We start from the raw sequence: 20,394 nt of genomic DNA on the forward strand, positions 1-20,394 counted from the left end.
TGCTTTTCGTCGCTCGTGGCGCCTCCCCCGCGACACGATCCATCCCTGACAACGCGCGGACGTCTCGTGGGGATGGAAAACGCCGCCCGTGGCCCGTTCCCGGCGGCGAAAAGCATCCCCCGGAAGCCGCCCCGCTCACCCCGCTCCGGGCGGGGTCTCCTTCGACTCGGCGAGCTCGTCCACGACGAGCGAACGCTGATCGATCGTGCCGTTGCGGTACGCCTGACGCCCGACCATGTGCGCCGACAGCGGAGCGGTCGCGAACTGCACGATCACGACGGGCACGACCAGCAGCAGCCCCACCACGATCCCGATGAGCGAGCGCTGCGAGAGCGCGATCGCGAGGCAGATCAGCAGCAATCCGAGCACCTGCGGTTTCGTCGCGGCGTGCAGTCTCGTCGGCACGTCGCGGAAGCGCAGCACGCCGATCGCGGCGATGAGGCAGAGCAGCGCCCCGATCAGCACGAGCACCCAGACGGCGCTGTCGATCACGACGTCGGGAATGCGGAACTCGAAGACGTTCATGACGGTTCGTTGTCCCTCCGCGCGACGTACCGCGCGACGGCGATCGATCCGAACACGCCGACCGCCGCGACCACGATGAGCACGGGCAGCGTGCGGGTGTGGTGGTTGATCGCCATGTCGGCGCCGAGCACGCACATCACCTCGGTCAGCAGCACGTCGCTCGCGACGGCGCGATCGAGGATCGACGGACCGATCGCGATCCGGATCACGGTCAGGATCCCGGCGATCCCGAACACGATCATGATGATCATCAGCAGCGGATTCATGGGCGCTTCTCCCCTCTTCCGCGGGCCGGATCGGCCCCGTGCTGATCAACCCCGTGCTGCTCGACCCCGTGCTCATCCGCCCGCAGCGCGCGAATCTGCGCCGGGGATCCGAGCGCGCGCACGATCCGGCGCTCCCAGCGCAGCACCCCCGCACGCTGCCGGTCGACATCGGTGCGGGAGCGCACCCCGATCACGTGCAGATACAGGGTGCGGGTGCCGCGATCTGCCTCGACGACGAGCGAGCCGGGGATCAGCGACGATGTCACGGCGACGTGCGTCATCACCAGGTCGTCGGCGTAGCGCAGCGGCACCGCGACGATCGCCGCCCCGGGCTGGCGGCGCAGGTTCAGCACCTGCGCGGCCACGCTCAGCGAGCCGTGCACGACGGCCGCGAAGAACTGCACGACGAGGATCGCCGTCCACCACAGGTTGATCCGCCCGGACAGTTCGATCGTGGGCAGCCGGAACACACGGGTCACGAACAGCGCGACCACGATGCCCGTGAGCGCCGAGAGCACCGTGAACTGGCCCCACAGCAGCATCCACAGCACGATGAGCCAGAGCAGGAACGGTAGCTGCAGACCGATCTCCCGCCAGAGCCGCTGCTTCGTCCCGGGGCTCATGGTCCGCTCCCGTCGCCGCCGGACCGGCCGCCGTCGGTCTCGAGCGTCGCGAGGTGCACGGGCTGGAGCAGCGCGGATCCGATCCGCTCGCAGAGTCCGAAGATCGGCCCGGCGAAGACCGTGAGTGCCAGCGTGACGGCGACCATGCCCCCGGTCGCCCAGGTCATGATGGGCGGGATCCGGCGGCGCTCCTGCCGCTCGTCGTCGGCGGCCGGGGCGGTGCCGAGGTGCGCGATCCGCTCGTTGTCCTCCGGCACCTCCTCCTTCTCCCGCCAGAACGCCAGGTTCCACGCGCGCATCAGGGCGTACAGCGTGAGCAGCGAAGTGAGCACGCCGCCGACGATCAGCACCCAGATCAGCGGCGTCGCGACCTGCGCCGCCGCCTGGAACAGCGCGAACTTGCCGATGAAGCCCGAGAACGGCGGAAGGCCGCCCAGGTTGATCGCCGGCACGAAGTACAGCACCGCGATCAGCGGCGCCGCCTTCATCAGCCCGCGCACCTTCAGGATCGACGTGCTGCCGGCCCGGCGCTCGACGAGCCCGACGGCCAGGAACAGCGTGGTCTGCACGATGATGTGGTGCACGATGTAGTACACCGTCGCCCCGATCGCGGCGGGCGTCGCGATCGCCAGCCCGAACACCATGTAGCCGACGTGGCTGACGAGCGTGAACGACAGGATCCGCTTCAGCTCGGCCTGCGCGACGGCACCGAGGATCCCGATCACCATGGTCGCGAGCGCGACGATCATCAGCAGCGTGTTGATGCTGGACACGTTGAACAGCTGCGTCTCGGTGCGGATCAGCGCGTACACGCCGACCTTCGTGAGCAGTCCGGCGAACACCGCGGTCACCGGCGCGGGGGCGGTCGGATAGGAGTCGGGAAGCCAGAACGACATGGGGAACACCGCCGCCTTGATGCCGAAGGCGATCACGAGCATGAGGTGCAGCACGAGCTGCGTGCTCGGCGGGATCTGGCCGATCCGCTCGGCGATCTGCGCCATGTTCACGGTTCCGAGGGAGGCGTAGATGAGCGCGATCGCCACCAGGAACAGCACCGACGACACCAGCGACACGACGATGTAGACCGCGCCCGTGCGGATCCGGGACTCGGTGCTGCGCAGCGTGATGAGCACGTACGAGGCGACGAGCAGGATCTCGAAGCCGACGTACAGATTGAACAGGTCGCCCGCGATGAAGGCGTTGAAGATGCCTGCGGCGAGGATCAGGTACGAGGGGTTGAAGATCGAGATCGGGGTCTCGTCATCGCCGTCTGCCGCGCCTTGGCCGATCGAGAACAGCAGCACGGCGACGAGCACGATGCTCGAGACGAGCACGAGCAGCGCGGCGAGCCGGTCGACGTACAGCACGATCCCGAAGGGCGCGGGCCAGCCGCCGACCATGACCGCGATCGCATGCGTCCGGTCCACGACGACGAGCAGGGTGGCCGCGATGATCGAGACCAGCGCGAGCGTCACGACGGTGACGATCATCTGCACGCGCGGGTTCCGGCCGAACACGAGTGCGACGGCGGCGCCGAGCAGCGGCAGGGCGACCAGCAGCGGGACGAGCGCGTTCACCGGGCATCCTCCCCGTCGTCGGCATCCGGAGCGGCAGGCGTCGGCCGGTCCACCGGCGCGTCGTCCACCATCCCCGCGAAGTCCTTGGCGTGCAGCACCCGGATCGGCGACGTGACCACGCCCACGAAGTCGGTGGTCGCCTCGTCGTCCTCGAGGTCGACCTCGTCGTCCATGAGGTCCTCCTCGCTCTCGGTACGTGCGCGCAGGGCGATGTCGGCCTCGTCGTCCTCGACCGTGTCGGCCTGGCCGAGCTGCCAGGAGCGGTAGATGAGCGCGAGCAGGAAGGCCGAGACCGCGAAGGTGATCACGATCGCGGTGAGCGTGAGCGCCTGCGGCAGCGGATCGCTCAGCCGCTCGGTCCCCGAGCCCGTCGCACTGAAGAACGGCGCCTTGCCGGGCCTCCCCATCACGATCAGCAGCAGCAGGTTGACCGCGTTGCCGAGCAGCAGGAAGCCGATCAGCACGCGGGTCAGGCTGCGCTCGAGCATCGCGTAGACGCCGCACCCGAACAGCACGGCCATGACGATGATCAGCACCAAGGAGACGTCCATCAGGTGCCCACCCCCCGCGTGCGCGATCGCTGAGCGTCGACAGACTCAGCGCCCGAGCGCGGTCCCTGAGCCTGTCGAAGGGCGAGGGCCTGCCGGTCGACCTCGGCGCCGAGGCTGCGCAGCACGTCCAGCACGAGTCCGATCACGACGAGATACACGCCGATGTCGAACAAGGTGGAGGTGACGAACTCGATGTGACCGACGACGGGGATCTCGGCCTCCCAGACCGTGCTGGACAGCGGCGCCAGCCCGAACAGCAGCGGCACGACGGCCGCGCCGACCGCGAGGATGAGCCCCGCGCCGAGCAGCCGTCCGGCGTCCGTGGGCGCCGCGGCGCCCAGCTCCCAGCGTCCGCCGGCGATGTACCGCATGAACAGGGCCATCCCGGCGACCAGACCGCCTGCGAAGCCGCCCCCGGGGGCGTTGTGCCCGGCGAACAGCAGGTAGATCGACACGACGATGATCGTGTGGAACAGGATCCGCACGATCACCTCGAGCAGGATCGACCGGTTCTCCGGCTTCACGTTGCCGCCGCCGATGAGCCAGGCCCTCGGGGCGGTGTCGCCCGCGGTCTGCACCCGCACGCCCTCGGTGGTCTCGACGAGCGGACGGCGCCGCGCCCGGCGCGGTCCCTCGGGCAGCGCCTTGGTGGCAGAGAGCCGATCGGCGCGGTGCGAGACGAATACGAGCGATGCGACGCCGGTGGCGGCCAGCACGAGCACCGACAGCTCCCCCATCGTGTCCCAGCCGCGCAGGTCCACGAGCGCCACGTTCACGACGTTCTTGCCGTGCCCGAGTTCGTAGGCGAGCTTCGGGAACGCCTCCGAGATCGGCGCAGCGACCCGGGATCCGGTGGCGACGATCGCGACGAGAGCCATCATCACGCCGGCCGCGATCGCCAGGATCGCCCGCGGCACCCGGCCGACCGAGGCGTTGTGCTCGCCCATCCGCGCGGGCAGCCGCCGCAGCACGAGGGCGAAGGTGACGAGCGTCACGGTCTCGACGAGGATCTGCGTGAGCGCGAGGTCGGGGGCGCCGCTCGTGCCGAACAGCACCACCATGCCGAGCCCGGTGACCGAGACCAGCACCACGCCGGTGTACCGCTTGCGGGCACGGACGGCGAGGATCCCGGCGGCGATCATGACCGGGGCCGCGACGAGCTGCATCGGGGTGTGCCAGCCGCTCAGGTTCGCGTTCGCCGGTCCCCCTGCGATGAGCGCCGTGGCCTCCCCCGCGATGACGACGACGAAGATCGTGCCGACGTACACGGGCAGCGATCCGCGCTGGGTGAGCGTGGTGATCGAGACCGAGAGGCGATCGACGCCGCGCATCACGAAGTAGTACGCGTCCTGCGCGGTCAGGCGCACCAGGCGCGGGCGGCGATCCCAGCCGATCCGCTGCAGCACGAGGAACAGGCCGAGGCCGAGCAGCACCGCGCCGAGCGACAGGAACAGCGCGGGCGCGAAGCCGTGCCAGAGCGCGAGATGCCCGGGCGAGAGGTCCTGCCCGTCGAAACCGGGCGCGGTGGCGTCGTCGGCGTAGCCGTACAGCATCGCGTCGACCGCGGGGGCGATGGCGCCCACCACGATCGTGCCGGCGGCGAGGATGACGGGCGACACCAGGAACCCGAACGGCGGCGTCGGCCATTCCGTGTCCGGCATATATCCGCTCAGCGCGGCGTGCCGGGGATCCTTCTTCCGCCAGAACGCGCCCCACAGGAACCGCGCCCCGTATGCCGCGGTGAGGATGGATCCGAGGATCACGCCCGCGAGGGCCACGATCCCCCAGGGCGAACCGCGCAGCGCCTCGTCGTAGAGGGCGGCGAGCGTCGCCTCCTTCGCGACGAAGCCGATCGTGGGAGGGATCCCCATCATCGAGGCGACCGCGAGGAACCCGGCGGTCGCGAGCAGCGGAGCCTTCCGCCCGAGTCCGGAGATCTCAGTGAGATCGCGCGTGGAGAGCTGACGGTCGATGACGCCGACAATGAGGAACAGGGCCGACTTGAACAGGGCGTGGCTGATCACGAGAGCGAGGCCCGCGAGGATCGCGTCGGAGGTGCCGTAGCCGAGCACCACGGTGAAGAAGCCGAGCTGGCTGACGGTGCCGAACGCGAGGATCCGCTTCAGGTCGGTCTCGCGCAGCGCCTGCACGGCGCCCAGCAGCATCGTGAACACGCCCAGCGCGATCGTGATCGGCCGCCACGGACCGCTCAGCGCGAACACCGGCGCGAACCGGGCGATCAGGTAGATGCCGGCCTTGACCATCGCGGCGGCATGCAGATACGCGCTCACGGGGGTGGGGGCGGCCATCGCGCCGGGCAGCCAGAAGTGGAAGGGGAAGATCGCCGACTTGCTGAGGGCCCCCACCAGCAGCAGCACGACCGCCGCATCCACGAGGGGGCCGGTCGGCGCGATCTCGAGGATCCGGGAGATGCTGGACGTGCCGGCGTCGACGGCCAGGAACACCACCCCGACGAACATCGCCAGGCCCCCGAGCGTAGTGACCAGGAGCGCCTGCAGCGCGGCACGGCGACTCGCGCCACGGCGGTGATAGTGCCCGATGAGCAGGTAGGACAGGATGCTCGTGCCCTCCCAGAACATCACCAGCAGCACGAGGTCGTCGGTCGTGACCAGGCCGTACATGGCGCCCGCGAACGCGAGCAGCACGGCGGCGAACTGGCCGATCCCCGCTCGCTCGCCCCGGAAGTACCAGCGGCAGTACAGCAGCACCAGAGCGCCGACACCGGTGACGATGAGCGTCAGCAGCCAGCTGAGCTCGTCCATGCGGAAGGAGAGGGAGAGGCCGAGCTGCGGAATCCAGGCGACGGATTCCTGCGGCGTGAGGCGCGGATCCGTGGCTCCCGCGAGCACCTGCGGCGTGAGCACCGCCGCGTGCACGAACGCCGCGGCGGGAACCAGCGCCGCGACCGCGAACGCGCGCGCCCCGATCCGGGCCACCAGCAGCGGCAGCAGCAGGGCCGTGACGGCGAACACGCAGAGGAGGATCAGCAGTATCGGCTCCTCTGGCTCGTCGGTCTCGGTGACGCAGGCGGGCGGTTCCGCCTCAGTTTACCGGCCGCGAGCGCGGGTCCCGAGGTGGCAGGAGGCTCAGGACGGCGCAGGACCGGTGGTCGTGCCCTCACGGAACGTGCAGGTGAACCGGATCGACGCCGCCTGCTCCCCCGCCAGCATCCGTGCGATCGCCGCGCCCGCGGCCCGTCCCTTCTCCGCCGCGGGCTGCACCGCGGTGGTCAGCACGTGCTCACCGAGACCGTCCACGGCGATCCCGTCGAAGCCGGCGACGCTGACGTCCTGCGGGACCTGCAGGCCCGCCTCCTCGGCGGCGCGGATGACGCCGGCCGCGATCAGGTCGCTCTGCGCCATCACGGCTGTCGGGCGGTCCTCGGGGTCGGCGAAGAGCAGACGCCCGGCGATCAGGCCCTCGTCGATCATGCTGGCGCCGGCCGAGACGACCCGCGCGTCGGGGTACACCTCGCGGACGCCCTCCAGCCGCTCCCGGGTCACCGGCGTGGTGATGGCCGCGATCCGCTCAGACGTGGCATCCCCGCGCTCCCGCCCGCTGTCGAAGGGCAGCGTGACCATCGCGGCCCTGCGGTGCCCGAGCGCGAGCAGGTGACGGGCGATCTGCGCGGCCGCCTCGCGATTGTCCAGCTCGATCCGCGGCACGTCGTCGCCCGCATCCCCCTCGATCACGACGATGGGCAGGCCGCGCGCGCGCACCGCCTCGAGGGTCTCCCGCATCCGCGGGCTGCAGCCGATCAGCACGGCCGCGTCGATCGGCGCGGTGGCGAGCGTGGGCGCGTCGGGCCCGGCGCCCGGATCGTCGCGCAGCAGCAGCACCCCGGCGCCGAGTTCGGCGAGGCCGTCGGTGAGGCCGTCCATCATCGCGGTCTTCACGGGATCCAGGAACGCGGTGCGCAGATGCTCCTCGAGGGCCACGGCGACGATGCCGCTCCTCCCCCGGCGCAGCGACGCGGCGCGCGGATCGGGACCGGTGTAGCCGAGATCCGCGGCGACCGCGAGCACCCGCTCCCTGGTCGCCTCGGCGACGGGGGCCTTGCCGCTGAACACGACCGAGGCGGTGGACGGCGAGACGCCGGCAGCACGGGCCACGTCGGCGATCGTCGCGCGTCGGCGGCTCTTCACAGGATCGGGGCCGAGGCTCATGATTCGACCATAACATCGTTGAGAACACAGTGATCGAATCGATTCGACCGGAGCGCGTCGATTCGCTACCGTTGACTCATGGACACCGCGCTGACCCCCTCCCAGTTCGCGCGCTGGCGCGCGGCGATCTTCGCGATCTTCCTCGCGAGCGGCCTGTCGATCGCGACCTGGGCGTCCCGCGTGCCCGACATCAAGATCGCTCTCGGCATCGACAATGCCCAGATGGGTCTGCTGCTGCTCGGCATGGGCATCTCGTCGATCATCGGCATCTCCACGAGCCCTGCGGTGATGGCCCGCACCGGCGCCCGCCTCGGCATGCTCGTCACGATGCTGAGCTTCGCGACCGGTGTCGCGCTGATCGGGCTCGGCACGAACCTGCTCGGATCCGTCCCGCTGGTGATCGTGGGACTCGTGCTGTTCGGCCTCGGCAACGGATCCCTCGACGTCATGATGAACGTCGAGGCGACCGCGATCGAGCAGCAGATGGGCAAGACGATCCTGCCGGTGTTCCACGCCTTCTTCAGCTTCGGCACCGTCATCGGAGCCGCGGCGGGCGCACTGATGGTGCAGCTCGGCGTGAACGTCACGGGGCACGCGCTGCTCGTCTCCGTCGTGATCGCCGCGCTGGCCGTCGTCTGCTTCGCCAACGTGCCGACCCGCGAAGCCGTGCTCGATCCGCAGCCCCACGAGAAGCCGCGCTGGCGTGAGCGGATGCACACGGCACTCGCGGCCTGGCGCGAGCCGCGCACGTATTTCCTCGGCATCGTGATGCTGGGCATGTCGTTCGCGGAGGGCGGCGCGAACGACTGGCTCGCGCTCGGCGTCGCGGAGGATCACCACGCCGGACCCGCCATGGGAGCCGCAGCGCTTGCCACGTTCTCGGTCGCGATGACCGTGGTGCGCGTGTTCGGCGGCCCGCTCGTGGATCGTTTCGGCCGGGTCGTGGTGCTGCGCGTCCTCGCGCTCACCGCGGCGGCCGGGATCCTGCTCTTCATCCTCGCGCCGAACGCCCCACTGATCTTCGTCGGGGCCGCGCTGTGGGGCGTCGGCGCCTCCCTCGGCTTCCCGCTCGGGATGTCGGCCGCCGCCGACGACCCGGCCAAGGCCGCCGCGCGTGTGAGTGCCGCCGCCACGATCGGTTACGTCGCGTTCCTCGGCGGGCCGCCGATCCTCGGCTTCATCAGCAACCACATCGGGCTGCTGAACACGCTGTTCATCCTCGTGGTGCTCGCGGCGCTGTCCGGGCTGTTCTCCGGGGCGGCGCGCCCGCTCCGTGCGGACGAGAAGACCCCGGTCGCCTGAGCCGCCGCCGGCCGGGGCGGGGACGGCTAGGCTCATCGAGTGCGTCTCGTCATCGCCCGCTGCGCCGTGGACTACACCGGCCGGCTCAACGCCCACCTGCCCCTCGCCACGCGGCTGATCGTCCTGAAAGCCGACGGCTCTGTGCTCATCCACAGTGATTCGCTCAGCTACAAGCCTCTGAATTGGATGTCGCCGCCGTGCAACGTGACGGTGGAGGAACCCTCCAAGGAGGCTGCCGGTGCGGGTATCGCCGAACAGTGGAGGGTCAGTCACACGAAGACCGGCGACACCCTGCTGGTGAGCATCTACGAGGTCATCCACGACTCCTCCCATGAGCTCGGGGTCGATCCCGGCCTGCAGAAAGATGGCGTCGAAGCAGACCTGCAGCGCCTGCTCGCGGAACAGGTGGCGCTTGTCGGCGACGGGCTCACCCTGGTGCGTCGTGAGTATCCGACGGCGATCGGCCCTGTCGACCTCCTGCTCCGAGACGCCGCCGGCGGGACAGTCGCGATCGAGGTGAAGCGGCGCGGCGACATCGACGGCGTCGAACAGCTGACTCGCTATCTCGAACTCTTGAACCGCGACCCTCACCTCGCTCCCGTCACCGGAGTGTTCGCCGCACAGGAGATCAAGCCGCAGGCGAAGACGCTTGCCGGGGACCGTGGGATCCGCACCCTCACGCTCGACTACACCGCGATGAAGGGCGTCGAATCGGGTGTTCCGACGCTCTTCTGAGCGTTCCGGCCCGCCGCGCGACGGCGGGAGGCGCTGGTCCGTCCCGTCTTCCGCGGGCCGATAGGCTTCGGGAACCCGACGAATGGAGTTACCACGTGACAATCCGCCGCGTGCCCGTGCTGTTCGTCTCGATGGCCGTCGTGGTCGCCTTCGTCGCGACCGGATGCTCGGCGGGCTCCGAACCCGTGCGCACCGCACAGCCCCCGGCCGACTCCGTCCCTGGCGTCACGGTGCCGGACGCCTTCACCGCCATCACAGTGGCTCCCATCGGCGATCCGCCCCTGCCGTTCCGCGGATCAGACGGCAGATACCACGTCGTCTACGACCTGCAGCTGACCAACGCCACCAAAGCGCCGGCGACGCTGGAGCGCATCGAGGTCGTGGACGGCCTGCATCCGAAGAAGATCATCGCGAGCTTCTCGGGCACCGCCCTGGTCGACACGACGTGCAGCTTCGGCGACTGCAATCGCCTGCGCTCGCTGCCCGCGGGGTACCTCGACACCGCGACGATCCCGGCTCAGGAGAGCCGGGTGCTGTTCATCGATTTCGCGCTGGACTCGCTCGCCCAGGCCCCGAAGGCTCTGCTGCACCACCTCTACGGCACCGGCGCCGCGTCGCCCGCGTTCGGTCAGTCGGGCCCGATCGACTACCTGACCACGCCGCTCGCGATCTCCACCGAGACCGTGCCGGTCATCGCGCCTCCGCTGCGCGGCGACAACTGGATCGCCCTCAACGGCTGCTGCGAACCGGGCTTCCCGCACCGCAGCTCCGTGATGTCGGTCAACGGCAAGCTGAACAACAGTCAGCGGTTCGCGATCGACTGGAAGCGCACCAATGACCAGGGTGAGTTCTACTCGGGCGACAAGACGAGCAACAAGAGCTATGTCGACTACGGCAGCGAGATCCTCGCGGTCGCCGACGCCACGGTGGTGTCCGTCCTCGACGGCATGGAAGCGAACGCGCCCGGCGTCCTGCCGGCCAGCGATCCGGCATTGGCGGCGAAGCTGACGGTCGAGAACGTCGACGGCAACCACGTGGTGCTGGATCTGGGCAGCGGCGTGTACGCGATGTACGCCCACATGATCTCCGGATCGCTCACCGTGAAGGCCGGCGACAAGGTGACCGAGGGTCAGGTGATCGGCAAGCTCGGCAACACCGGCAACGCCAACGCGTCCCATCTGCACTTCCAGCTGATGGACGGCCCGAGCCTCCTCGAGGCAGATTCGCTGCCGTATGAGCTCAAGGGCTTCCACTACGACGGCCAGGTGGATCCGCAGTCGATCGCCGATGCGGACAGCTATCTGTCGGGCACGTTCCTGCAGGGCAAGCTGTCGAAGTCGGAGTCGCGGACCCGCGAACTCCCGCTCAACCTCGCGATCGTCGACTTCCCGTAGATGAGTGAGTCCTTTTGCGTCGAACACGGACTCGACCCATTGCCGGATCCACCCGAGTTTCCCGAACCTCGGGTTCTCGTCGCCGAGGTCGGGGCTTCCCGCACGGCACGGGGGTCGAGTCGATGAGCGCCCCGGGCTCGAATGTGATCCTCAGGCCTCGTGCCAGTGAAGCCCGAACCGCTCGAATGCCTCCAACAGCTCCGGGGTATCCGGCGTCACGCGGACGGGCTCGCTGAGCGGTTCAAGGTGGGAGCTGCGGTAGGAGGAGTCCGCACGCTCAAACACCGCCCACATCCGCAGCTCGTCGCCGTGTCGGGACGCGAACTGGACGCCGTCGACCAGCGGGCTGCCGCCATCGTGCAGGTCGTGCAGCCAGCGCGCGACCGACCGAGTGAAATCACGATCGCGGGCGTCTTTGAGCAGCGCGGCGTCGACGTCGCGTGGGGTCAGTCCGTGGCGGCCCAGCGGATAGGACTTGCTGAGTGCACCGAGGGTGCGGGAGTGGGTGATGGCGCAGTACCGACCGGCCTGCCGGGCGCGGCCGTAAAGCCGATCCTCCAGCCATCGGTACCCGACGCCTCCCTGCGGCGCCTCCGGGTACTGGCCGACGCTGCCGTCGTCGTCCACAATCTCGTCGAGGGCCGCCTGCACCCGTTCGCTGGGACGAAACCGGGCGAGCAGCTCAAGGAAGCAGCCGAGCAGGCTGTCGGCGGTGTACAGCGTGCGGAACTCGCCGAGCTGATCGTCCCAGCGTCCGTCGAACAGCCCGGAGTCGTTGGCGTAATGCCAAGGCGCCCACCCCCACGGATCCGGCTCGAATCCGACGTGCCACACCTCGCCAGGGTCACCTGTGAGCTCCAACTCGGGCAGATCCTGAGTGACGACCCACGTGTAGGACACGCGGATGGTGTGCGCGTCGATCATCCGATGTAGGCGAAGGCCTTCGCGGCGGCAATCACCGCACGCGGTCCAGTAACCGGGTCGCCCTCGCGCAGCAGCTGCGCCGGCGCCTCATCGTTCAGTGTCGGGTTGATGCCCTTGAACCAGGACTGCACCGTGGTGACGTCGTAACGCTCCCGCAGCAGGGACGCGGCGTGGAACGCGTGCCGCAGCCGCTCCCGATCGGCCACACCGGGTTCGCCGTCGCCGTCTGCCCAGGTAGACACCTGGCGCGCCGACTTCACGCCGCCGATGTAAGCGACCAGCTTCACGCCCAGAATGTCCCGCAGATGCGAGACCAGCTCCGGGAACGACAACAGGATGGAATCCTGATGTGCGCGCAGTCCGGGCCGGGGGTCGGAGGTCAGTAGCTTCGTGGCCATGTCCTGAGACTACTCCTAACCACGGTTAGAAAGTACCCCATAAATGCATATAAAACTGCAGGTTTCAGCGCAATCCGACGGCTTCAGCAATCCGACGGCTTCAGGGATCTCCCGTGACTGCGGCGGAGGTTCAGCGCACACTCGCGGCGGTCCTAGGCTGGGAGCATGCGCGTTCCCCCCTACACCTGTGTCCTGTGGGATGTGGACGGCACGATCGCGGATGCCTCCGCAGGGATCCTGCCTCGCCTCGCCGAAGTGTTCGACTCATTCGGCCTGCCCGCACCGCCTGTCGCCGAACTGTCGCAGTGGATCGGGCCGCCGATGTTCGAGTCGTTCCGCGAGCGCGGCGGCATGTCGGCGGAGGACGCGCATATCGCCGTGCGGCGGTACCGTGAGCTCGCCGCCCGTGACGGCTACGCCGCGAGCGTGCGGATCTATCCCGGCGTCGTCGAGGCGCTGAGGGCCGTGAAGGCCGCAGGGATCCCGCAGGCCACGGCGAGCTCGAAGCCGGAGAACCAGGTGCTCGCGATCCTGGAGCACTACTCGCTCCTCGACGACTTCGTGATCGTCGCGGGCGCTCTGCCGGACGCCGCAGGGCTGCACGACGGCAAGGAGGCGGTGCTGCGCCGCGCGCTGGATCGGCTGTCCGGGGCGGGCGTGGATGTCAGCCGACCCGTGCTCATCGGCGACCGCCTGCACGACATCGAGGGCGCGGAGCCGCTCGGCGTCCCGGTGATCTTCGTCACGTGGGGATTCGGCGAGCCGGGGGAGTCGGACGGATCCGTCGCCGTGGCGTCCACGACCGAGGAGCTGCTCGGGATCCTGCTGCCGCGGGGCTGACCTCTTCGAGAGCCTCAGGGCAAAAGAGAACTCCCCCGGAGCCGAAGCCCCGGGGGAGTCAGAAGTCCGTGTCGCTCAGAGCGGACGGATGTTCTCGGCCTGCAGGCCCTTGGGGCCCTGTGCCACATCGAACTCGACGCGCTGGTTCTCGTCGAGTGAGCGGTAACCGGACGAGGTAATGGCGGAGTAGTGCGCGAACACGTCAGCCCCACCGTCATCGGGGGAGATGAAGCCGAAGCCCTTCTCCGAGTTGAACCACTTAACCGTGCCCTGAGTCATGTACTGCCTTCTTGCTTGGGCTTACGTCGGCGCAAACGCGTCGACTTTGCCAACGTTAGCCGAGAGTGGCCTGTTGGCAACACCTCGTGAGACATGGTGACACAAACGTTGCACGACGTGAGTTCGCGTTTCGGCCCCTGCGGGCGCCGCTTCGGTGGCCGGATCCGCGGAATCTCGCGGGAAAATTGGACGGACCCCCACCGCGGGGGGAGCGATGGGGGTCCAGATGACGACCGGAGGGTGCGTCTGAGATCAGCATAACGCACGTTTTCCCACTTTGTCCCCCAAAAGGGGGACAAAGTCATGGAAAGAGGTCTAACATCTCAGTACATCGGAATACCGGGGAGGGCGACCCCCTCGGGGGATCCATTGGGGACTGGATGCTCCGAGGGGGCCAATGCACGTACTGGCCGCCGGTCTTGGGGACGACCTTCCGCCCTTCGCTGGGGACTTCAGGCGGGAGCTGCCGTGACGACGTGCGTGCTTCAAACCCTAGGACTCCGATGGCAGCGATGTCCAGGGCGAGCGGCGGGTGATCTGAGGATCCGTCACCCGTCCTGGGCGACGCGCCAGTCGTCGGCGAGCAGGCCGTAGGCCATGCCGTCCATCCATTCGCCGCTGCGGTGCAGCGCGGTGGCGCGGCTGTACTCCTCGCGATGCATCCCGAGACGCTCCATCATGCGCCAGGACGGCTCGTTCGCCGCGAAGCAGCCGGCGCTCACCCGGCGCAGCCCCAGCTGCTCGAAGCACGCGGCGATCACGGCGCGCACGGCTTCGGTCGCGTAGCCCCGGCCGTGATGGGCCGGATCCATCACCCAGCCCAATTCCGCCTGTACGGCCTGCGCCTGTGCGCGCACCTCGGCCTGCGACCACGCGTCCTCGACGCGCAGCATGACGTCGCCGATCACGACGGATCCGCGCTCCACGATCAGCGAGACCGCCTGGCGCTCCTCGTCCGTGAAGTACGTGCGGAACGCGTCGAGATCCTGCGGGGCGGCGCCGAGCCAGCGGTTCACGTCCTCGATCCGGCGGTACGGCCAGATGACGTCCGCGTCCGCCGGAGTCGCGCGGCGCACCGTCAGACGTTCTGTGCGCAGCGGCCAGGCGATCGCGGCGAGAGGGTCGGGGGAGTGCGTCACTCGTCCAGCGTAGGCGCGGCGCTCGTCATCCGGACGCCGCGCACCGCGACCAGGCCGTCGACCGCCACCAGCAGGCGCTCCGCTCCCGGCCGATCCGGAGTCGTGCGCGCGTGCACGAGCACGTTCATCGCGGCGAGCACGAGAGACACGGCACTGACCGCCTGGTCGTGATCCGCTGTGCGGCGCTCGGCGAGTTCGATGAACTGCTCACGCACCGATCCCATCCACTGCGAGAACGCGGGCAGCAGCTCCGGCCGCTTCATGAGCAGCTCCTTGATCCGATGCCGGTCCATGCCGTCGTCCATCGACGAGCCGACCAGCTCGCACAGCGCGGGCACGATCTCGCCCTGCGCGGCAAGGAACCGTTCGATCACGTCGGCGGCGACACCGTGCTCGGGCAGGTTCAGCGCCGCCGCGGCCTTGGACGGGAAGTAGTTGAAGAAGGTGCGGGGAGAGACGTCCACCGCCTCGCAGATCTGCTCGATCGTGGCGCGATCGAGGCCCTGCTCCTCCACGAGCCGCATCGCGGCTTCGTGCAGCGCCACTCTGGTCTGCAGTTTCTTGCGCTCGCGCCGGCCCTCGCCGGCACTCTCGCGACCCGGGTCGCGCACGCTGTCATCGATGCTCATCATGTCTCCTCACAGAGGCTGTGCGGCTGCCGGGGCGGGAAGCGTCCCGCCCCGGCAACGCGCTCAGGCCTGCTGCGTCCTGATGGTGCCGGTCTCGCTGACACCGGCATCGTCGGCCTGCTCCTGCAGGGCCGAGCGGGTGCGCAGCGGCGGCGCCTTGAAGAACAGGCTCAGCACGAACGCGAGCATCAGCACGCCGAAGCCGACCCAGTAGATGACGTCGATCGCCTTGGTGAAGCCGACCATGAACGGCTTCGTGAGGGCCGGATCCGCGCCGTTCAGGAACGACGTGTCGCTGACGGAGCTGCTGGAACCGCTCGATGCCTTGGACGATGCGTTGTCGAGCTGCTTGGTGATGTCCGGCACGAGCTTGTCCACCCAGTAGGTGCGCTGGGACTGGTTGGACCAGTCCACGGCGACCGAGCCGTTCGTGACCGTGGCGTGCGCGCCGTCGGCGACGGCCTGCAGCGCCTTGGCCTCGGCGCCGGGAAGCGCCTCCGCCACCTTCTGGTCGATCACGGTCTGCGCGGCGGCGGCCGGGACCTGACCTGCGGCGACGGCCTGGTTCACACCTGCGGTCACCGCGTCGGTCACGGCCTTGTCGGCGGCGGCCTTGGCCGTGGTCACGCCCTTGTCGAGCCCGCTCTGGATGTTCGTCTGCAGCGGCCCCACGATCGGGTTCCACAGCTGCTTCATGACGGCCTTGTTGTGCGCCTTGCCCGCGACGGCGGGGTCGAGCGCGGCGTTCAGCGCGGAGGTCAGCGTCGGCTTGTCGGCCATGCTCTGCGTGATGTTCAGCGGCAGCAGGGTGAACAGCACCGAGAGCATGATCGCGGTGCCCAGCGTTCCACCGATCTGGCGGAAGAACTGGGCGGCGCTCGTCGCGACGCCCATGTCGGGCGCGGCGACCGCGTTCTGACTCGCCATCGTGAGCGACTGCATGAGCTGACCGAGGCCGAGACCCACGACGAACATTCCGATCATCATGAACCAGATCGGGGTGCTCGACGACACGAAGGTGAGCAGCAGGAAGCCCGCGGCGGTGAAGATCGTGCCGGTGCGCGGGAAGATGCCGTATCGGCCGGTCCTCGAGGTGATCTGGCCGCTCGCCATCGACGACGTCATCAGGCCGATGACCATCGGCAGCATCGCGAAGCCCGACTCGGTCGGGGTGAGGCCCGCGACGATCTGCATGTACAGCGGGATCGTCATCATGGCGCCGAACATGCCGAAGCCGACGAGCACGCCGATGACGGTCGCCATCGAGAACGTGTTGGAGTGGAACAGCCGGATCGGGATGATCGCGTCATCTTTCATCGCGATCTCGATGAGGATGAACCCGATCGCGCCGAGGCCTCCGATGACGTAGCAGGTGATCGCTGCGGCCGAGCCCCAGCCCCATTCGCGGCCCTGTTCGGCGACGAGCAGCAGCGGCACCAGCGCCACGATCACGGCCGTCGCACCCCACCAGTCGATCCGCGGATTCGTGTGCTTGGCGACCTTCGGCAGGTGCAGGAAGGCGATGACCATGCCGAGCGCGATGAGGCCGACCGGAAGGTTGATCAGGAAGACCCAGCGCCAGCCGGAGATCCAGAGGATCTCGTTCGCGCCGGCGAACAGCCCGCCCACCAGCGGGCCGATCAGGGAGGAGATGCCGAAGACGGCGAAGAAGTAGCCCTGGTACTTGGCGCGCTCGCGCGGGGCGAGGATGTCGGCCATGATCGCGAGCGGCAGCGACATCAGCGCACCGGCGCCGATGCCCTGGAAGGCGCGGAAGCCGGCGAGCATCACCATCGAGGTCGAGAACGTCGACAGCACGGATCCGAGGATGAACACCGAGATGCCGAAGATGAACAGCGGGCGGCGGCCGAAGATGTCGCTGAGCTTGCCGTAGATCGGCACAGAGATCGTCGACGTGATCATGTAGGCCGTGGTCACCCACGCCTGCTGGTCGAGGCCGTGCAGGTCATCGCCGATGGTGCGGATCGCCGTGCCGACGATCGTCTGGTCCAGCGACGAGAGGAACATGCCGGCCATGAGGCCGTAGATGACGAGCAGGATCTGCCTGTGCGTCATGATCGGGGCGCTCTGCTTGCGTGCAGCGCGGGTGGTCCCCGTGGTGATGGTTGCGGTGGACATGACGGCCCTTCAGGGTGGTTCCGGACGTCACGCTCGTCACGACACCCGTCGGATCCGAGCGCCGACGTTGGCGGCAAAGAATGTTGCAGCCCTGCAACATTACACGACGGGAAAGGTTGCGTAAGCGCAGTGTTGCTATGAAGTTGCTGGATTCTGCGCGATCGTCACGCGGGCGGGGCGGACGAGGCGAGCACGGCCGTCCGCGCGGCGACCAGCTGCTCCACGCCCTCCAGCAGGCGTGCCGCGCCCGGACGTTCCCCTCCGGCGGATCCGTCGTGCAGGATCATGCTGAGTGCCGCCATCGCGAGCGACACCGCGGCCAGGGCCTCCGCGTCGTCCGCGCGCTCGCGGGCGAGGGAGTAGTACTGCTCGCGCACGCTTCCCATCCAGTGGGCGAAAGCGGGCATCAGCTCGGGCCGGCGCACCACCAGCGACTTCATGCGCTTGCGGTGCTGCGCGTCCTCCATCGATGCGCCGATCAGTTCGCACACCGCCGGCACCAGCTCGCCGTCGGCCGCGCGGAACGCGTCGGCGCCCTCCGGCGAGATCGCCGAACCCGGCAGATCGAGGGCCGCGGCGGCCTTGGACGGGAAGTAGTTGAAGAACGTGCGCGGCGAGACGTCCACCGCCGCGCAGATCTGCTCGACCGTGGTGCCGTCGAGGCCGTTCTCGTCCACCAGCCGCAGCGCGGCCTCGTGCAGAGCCTGCCGGGTCTGCTGCTTCTTGCGCTCGCGGCGCCCGCAGGCCTCGGCATGCGGATCCGCCGCGGAGACCTCGTCGATGTTCGTCATCTCGTACTCCTCGAGGGCCGGGGCGGGAATCCCCGCCCCGGCCGATCTCAGGCCTGGTGGGTCCTGATGCTTCCGGTCTCGGTCACGCCGGCCTTGTCGGCCTGCTCCTGCAGTGCGGAGCGGGCGCGCAGCGGCGGCACCGTGAAGAACCAGGTCAGCACGAAGGCAAGCAGGATCACGGCGAAACCGACCCAGTACAGGATCACGATCGACTGGATGAAGCCCGACATGAACGGCTTCGACAGGTGCGGGTCGGATCCGGTGAGGAAGGAGGTGTCGTTGACGGCGCTCGACGACGCGTCAGCGGATCCCGACTCCTTCTTCTTCATCTCGTCCTGCAGCGTCGGCACCAGCGTGCCGACCCAGTAGGCGCGCTGATCCTTGTCGGACCAGTCCACGGCGACCGTCTCGCCCTGCACCGTGGCGTGCGCCTTCTCGGCGACCGCCTTCAGCACGGCCGCGTGCGCCGCCGATCCGAGGCCGGCGTTCGCCTGCGCGTCGCCGGCTGCCACGCCCGCATCAAGCTGATCCTGAATGCTCTTCTGGATCGGAGCGACGATCGGCGTCCACATCTTCTTCATGATCGCGGCATTCTCCGCCTTGCTCGCGACGGCGGGATCCAGCGCCGCGTCGAGGCCGGAGGTCAGTGTCTCGGTGTCCTCGGTGGCGTGCACGATGTTGGCCGGCAGCATCGAGAACAGCACAGAGAGCATCACGGCCGTACCCAGGGTTCCGCCGATCTGGCGGAAGAACGTGGCCGCACTCGACGCGACGCCCATCTCGTGCGGGGCGACCGAGTTCTGGCTCGCGAGCGTGAGCGGCTGCATGAGCTGGCCCAGGCCCAGACCCAGCACGAACATGCCGGCGAAGATCTGCCACAGCGGCGTCTCGTACCGGATGAGGGTGAGCGAGAGGAAGCCGACCGCCGTGAACAGCGTGCCGAGCACGGGGAAGATGCGGTACTTCCCGGTGCGCGCCGTGAGCTGGCCGGAGACCAGGGAGGCGATGATGAGGCCGATGATGAGCGGCAGCATCGACAGGCCCGACTCGGTCGGGTTCATGCCGAGGACGATCTGCATGTACAGCGGGATCGTCATCATGGCACCGAACATCGCGAAGCCCACCAGGAAGCCGAGCACGGTGGCCATGGAGAAGGTGCCGGAGCGGAACAGCTTCAGCGGGATGATGGCGTCATCCTTCATGAGCGTCTCGATCACGATGAAGGCGACCAGGCCGACGCCGCCGAGGACGTAGCAGGCAATCGACGCGGTCGAGGCCCAGCCCCAGGTGCGGCCCTGCTCGACGACGATGAGCAGCGGCACGAGCGCGACGATGACCGCGGCGGCACCCCACCAGTCGATCCGGGGGCCCTTGTGCCCCGCGACCTTGGGCAGGTGCAGGAAGGTGACCACCATGAACAGGGCGAACAGGCCCAGCGGGATGTTGATCAGGAAGCACCAGCGCCATCCGTCGATCCACAGGATCTGCTTCGCGCCGGCGAACAGGCCGCCCACGAGCGGGCCGATCACGGTCGCGATGCCGAACACGGCGAAGAAGTAGCCCTGGTACTTCGCGCGCTCGCGCGGAGCGAGGATGTCGCCCATCACGGCGAGCGGCAACGCCATCAGCGCGCCGGCGCCGATGCCCTGCAGCGCGCGGAACGCGGCCAGCATCATCATCGACGTGGAGAACGCGGACAGCGTGGATCCCAGGATGAAGATCACGATGCCGAGGATGAACAGCGGTCGGCGGCCGAAGATGTCGGACAGCTTGCCGTAGATCGGCACGGCGATGGTCGAGGTGATGAGGAACGCCGTGGTGACCCAGGCCTGCTGGTCGAGGCCGTGCAGGTCGTCGCCGATCGTGCGGATCGCGGTGCCGAAGACGGTCTGCGCGAGCGACGACAGGAACATGCCGCTCATCAGGCCGTAGATCACGAGCATGATCTGCTTGTGCGTCATGATCGGCGTCGACGCCGGTGCGACGACCGGCTCGAGGTGCTCGATCGTGTCGATGGTGTCTGTAGCGGTGGACATCCAGGTCCTTCCGGGGGAGAAGACGGGGTGGCGGTGCGAGTCCCGCCCGCGGACGTCAT

19 protein-coding genes are annotated in these 20,394 nt (G+C 68.8%); 4 read left to right on the top strand and 15 right to left on the bottom strand.

Annotation, left to right across the window (positions count from 1 at the left end):
* Window positions 1-135 precede the first annotated feature (135 nt).
* The 7 genes from mnhG to ABD882_RS15870 form a co-directional block, all read right to left on the bottom strand.
* A complete protein-coding gene (gene mnhG / locus ABD882_RS15840; RefSeq protein ID WP_345188347.1) occupies window positions 136-525 on the bottom strand; it encodes a monovalent cation/H(+) antiporter subunit G in 390 nt (129 codons plus the stop codon).
* On the bottom strand, window positions 522-791 hold the full coding sequence (locus ABD882_RS15845; protein ID WP_345188348.1) for an MrpF/PhaF family protein: 270 nt from the start codon (window positions 789-791) through the stop codon (window positions 522-524). Before ABD882_RS15845 ends, mnhG begins: the two co-directional genes overlap by 4 nt.
* Window positions 788-1,414 carry a Na+/H+ antiporter subunit E gene (locus tag ABD882_RS15850; RefSeq protein ID WP_345188349.1) on the bottom strand — a complete coding sequence of 209 codons (627 nt, stop codon included), beginning with the start codon at window positions 1,412-1,414 and terminating at the stop codon, window positions 788-790. Before ABD882_RS15850 ends, ABD882_RS15845 begins: the two co-directional genes overlap by 4 nt.
* Window positions 1,411-2,991: a Na+/H+ antiporter subunit D gene (locus ABD882_RS15855; protein ID WP_345188350.1), complete on the bottom strand. Its 1,581-nt coding sequence runs from the start codon at window positions 2,989-2,991 to the stop codon at window positions 1,411-1,413. The genes ABD882_RS15850 and ABD882_RS15855 overlap by 4 nt, the downstream gene beginning before the upstream one ends.
* On the bottom strand, window positions 2,988-3,542 hold the full coding sequence (locus ABD882_RS15860; protein WP_345188351.1) for a Na(+)/H(+) antiporter subunit C: 555 nt from the start codon (window positions 3,540-3,542) through the stop codon (window positions 2,988-2,990). The genes ABD882_RS15855 and ABD882_RS15860 overlap by 4 nt, the downstream gene beginning before the upstream one ends.
* The gene (locus ABD882_RS15865; RefSeq protein WP_345188478.1) at window positions 3,542-6,553 is read right to left on the bottom strand and encodes a Na+/H+ antiporter subunit A; all 3,012 of its coding nucleotides are present in this window, start codon (window positions 6,551-6,553) and stop codon (window positions 3,542-3,544) included. The genes ABD882_RS15860 and ABD882_RS15865 overlap by 1 nt, the downstream gene beginning before the upstream one ends.
* A gap of 96 nt (window positions 6,554-6,649) precedes the next feature.
* The gene (locus tag ABD882_RS15870; RefSeq protein ID WP_345188352.1) at window positions 6,650-7,729 is read right to left on the bottom strand and encodes a LacI family DNA-binding transcriptional regulator; all 1,080 of its coding nucleotides are present in this window, start codon (window positions 7,727-7,729) and stop codon (window positions 6,650-6,652) included.
* A gap of 78 nt (window positions 7,730-7,807) precedes the next feature.
* On the opposite strand from ABD882_RS15870, the gene ABD882_RS15875 reads away from it, so the two are divergent.
* The 3 genes from ABD882_RS15875 to ABD882_RS15885 all read left to right on the top strand — a co-directional run bounded on the left by ABD882_RS15875 (window position 7,808) and on the right by ABD882_RS15885 (window position 11,160).
* Entirely contained in the window at window positions 7,808-9,031 is a 1,224-nt protein-coding gene (locus ABD882_RS15875) for an MFS transporter (protein WP_345188353.1), read from the top strand.
* Between the two features lie 39 nt (window positions 9,032-9,070).
* The gene (nucS, locus tag ABD882_RS15880; RefSeq protein WP_345188354.1) at window positions 9,071-9,766 is read left to right on the top strand and encodes an endonuclease NucS; all 696 of its coding nucleotides are present in this window, start codon (window positions 9,071-9,073) and stop codon (window positions 9,764-9,766) included.
* A 95-nt stretch (window positions 9,767-9,861) separates the two neighbouring features.
* Window positions 9,862-11,160, top strand: coding sequence for a M23 family metallopeptidase (locus ABD882_RS15885; protein WP_345188355.1), 1,299 nt, complete (start codon window positions 9,862-9,864; stop codon window positions 11,158-11,160).
* Between the two features lie 150 nt (window positions 11,161-11,310).
* Here ABD882_RS15885 and ABD882_RS15890 read toward each other — a convergent pair whose 3' ends face one another.
* Together ABD882_RS15890 and ABD882_RS15895 are read right to left on the bottom strand one after the other, a co-directional pair.
* The gene (locus ABD882_RS15890) at window positions 11,311-12,084 is read right to left on the bottom strand and encodes an RES domain-containing protein (protein ID WP_345188356.1); all 774 of its coding nucleotides are present in this window, start codon (window positions 12,082-12,084) and stop codon (window positions 11,311-11,313) included.
* Complete coding sequence (locus ABD882_RS15895) at window positions 12,081-12,482, bottom strand: hypothetical protein (RefSeq protein WP_345188357.1); 402 nt, start codon at window positions 12,480-12,482, stop codon at window positions 12,081-12,083. The genes ABD882_RS15890 and ABD882_RS15895 overlap by 4 nt, the downstream gene beginning before the upstream one ends.
* Before the next feature lie 165 nt (window positions 12,483-12,647).
* Between ABD882_RS15895 and ABD882_RS15900 the strand changes: the two genes are divergently transcribed.
* Window positions 12,648-13,322, top strand: a complete 675-nt coding sequence (locus tag ABD882_RS15900) for an HAD hydrolase-like protein (RefSeq protein ID WP_345188358.1) — start codon at window positions 12,648-12,650, stop codon at window positions 13,320-13,322.
* Window positions 13,323-13,397: 75 nt separating this feature from the next.
* On the opposite strand, the gene ABD882_RS15905 is transcribed toward ABD882_RS15900, so the two are convergent.
* From ABD882_RS15905 to ABD882_RS15930, 6 genes are all read right to left on the bottom strand, one after another.
* Window positions 13,398-13,601: a cold-shock protein gene (locus ABD882_RS15905; RefSeq protein ID WP_345188359.1), complete on the bottom strand. Its 204-nt coding sequence runs from the start codon at window positions 13,599-13,601 to the stop codon at window positions 13,398-13,400.
* Window positions 13,602-14,149: 548 nt separating this feature from the next.
* On the bottom strand, window positions 14,150-14,740 hold the full coding sequence (locus tag ABD882_RS15910) for a GNAT family N-acetyltransferase (RefSeq protein WP_345188360.1): 591 nt from the start codon (window positions 14,738-14,740) through the stop codon (window positions 14,150-14,152).
* Window positions 14,737-15,369, bottom strand: a complete 633-nt coding sequence (locus ABD882_RS15915; protein WP_345188361.1) for a TetR/AcrR family transcriptional regulator — start codon at window positions 15,367-15,369, stop codon at window positions 14,737-14,739. Before ABD882_RS15915 ends, ABD882_RS15910 begins: the two co-directional genes overlap by 4 nt.
* Before the next feature lie 63 nt (window positions 15,370-15,432).
* Window positions 15,433-17,508, bottom strand: a complete 2,076-nt coding sequence (locus tag ABD882_RS15920) for an MDR family MFS transporter (RefSeq protein ID WP_345188362.1) — start codon at window positions 17,506-17,508, stop codon at window positions 15,433-15,435.
* Window positions 17,509-17,672: 164 nt separating this feature from the next.
* The gene (locus ABD882_RS15925; RefSeq protein WP_345188363.1) at window positions 17,673-18,299 is read right to left on the bottom strand and encodes a TetR/AcrR family transcriptional regulator; all 627 of its coding nucleotides are present in this window, start codon (window positions 18,297-18,299) and stop codon (window positions 17,673-17,675) included.
* A 47-nt stretch (window positions 18,300-18,346) separates the two neighbouring features.
* Window positions 18,347-20,335, bottom strand: coding sequence for an MDR family MFS transporter (locus ABD882_RS15930; protein WP_425563385.1), 1,989 nt, complete (start codon window positions 20,333-20,335; stop codon window positions 18,347-18,349).
* Window positions 20,336-20,394 lie beyond the last annotated feature (59 nt).

Origin of the sequence: Microbacterium panaciterrae (genome assembly GCF_039541635.1) — a bacterium.
In the GTDB taxonomy this organism is placed as follows: domain Bacteria; phylum Actinomycetota; class Actinomycetes; order Actinomycetales; family Microbacteriaceae; genus Microbacterium; species Microbacterium panaciterrae.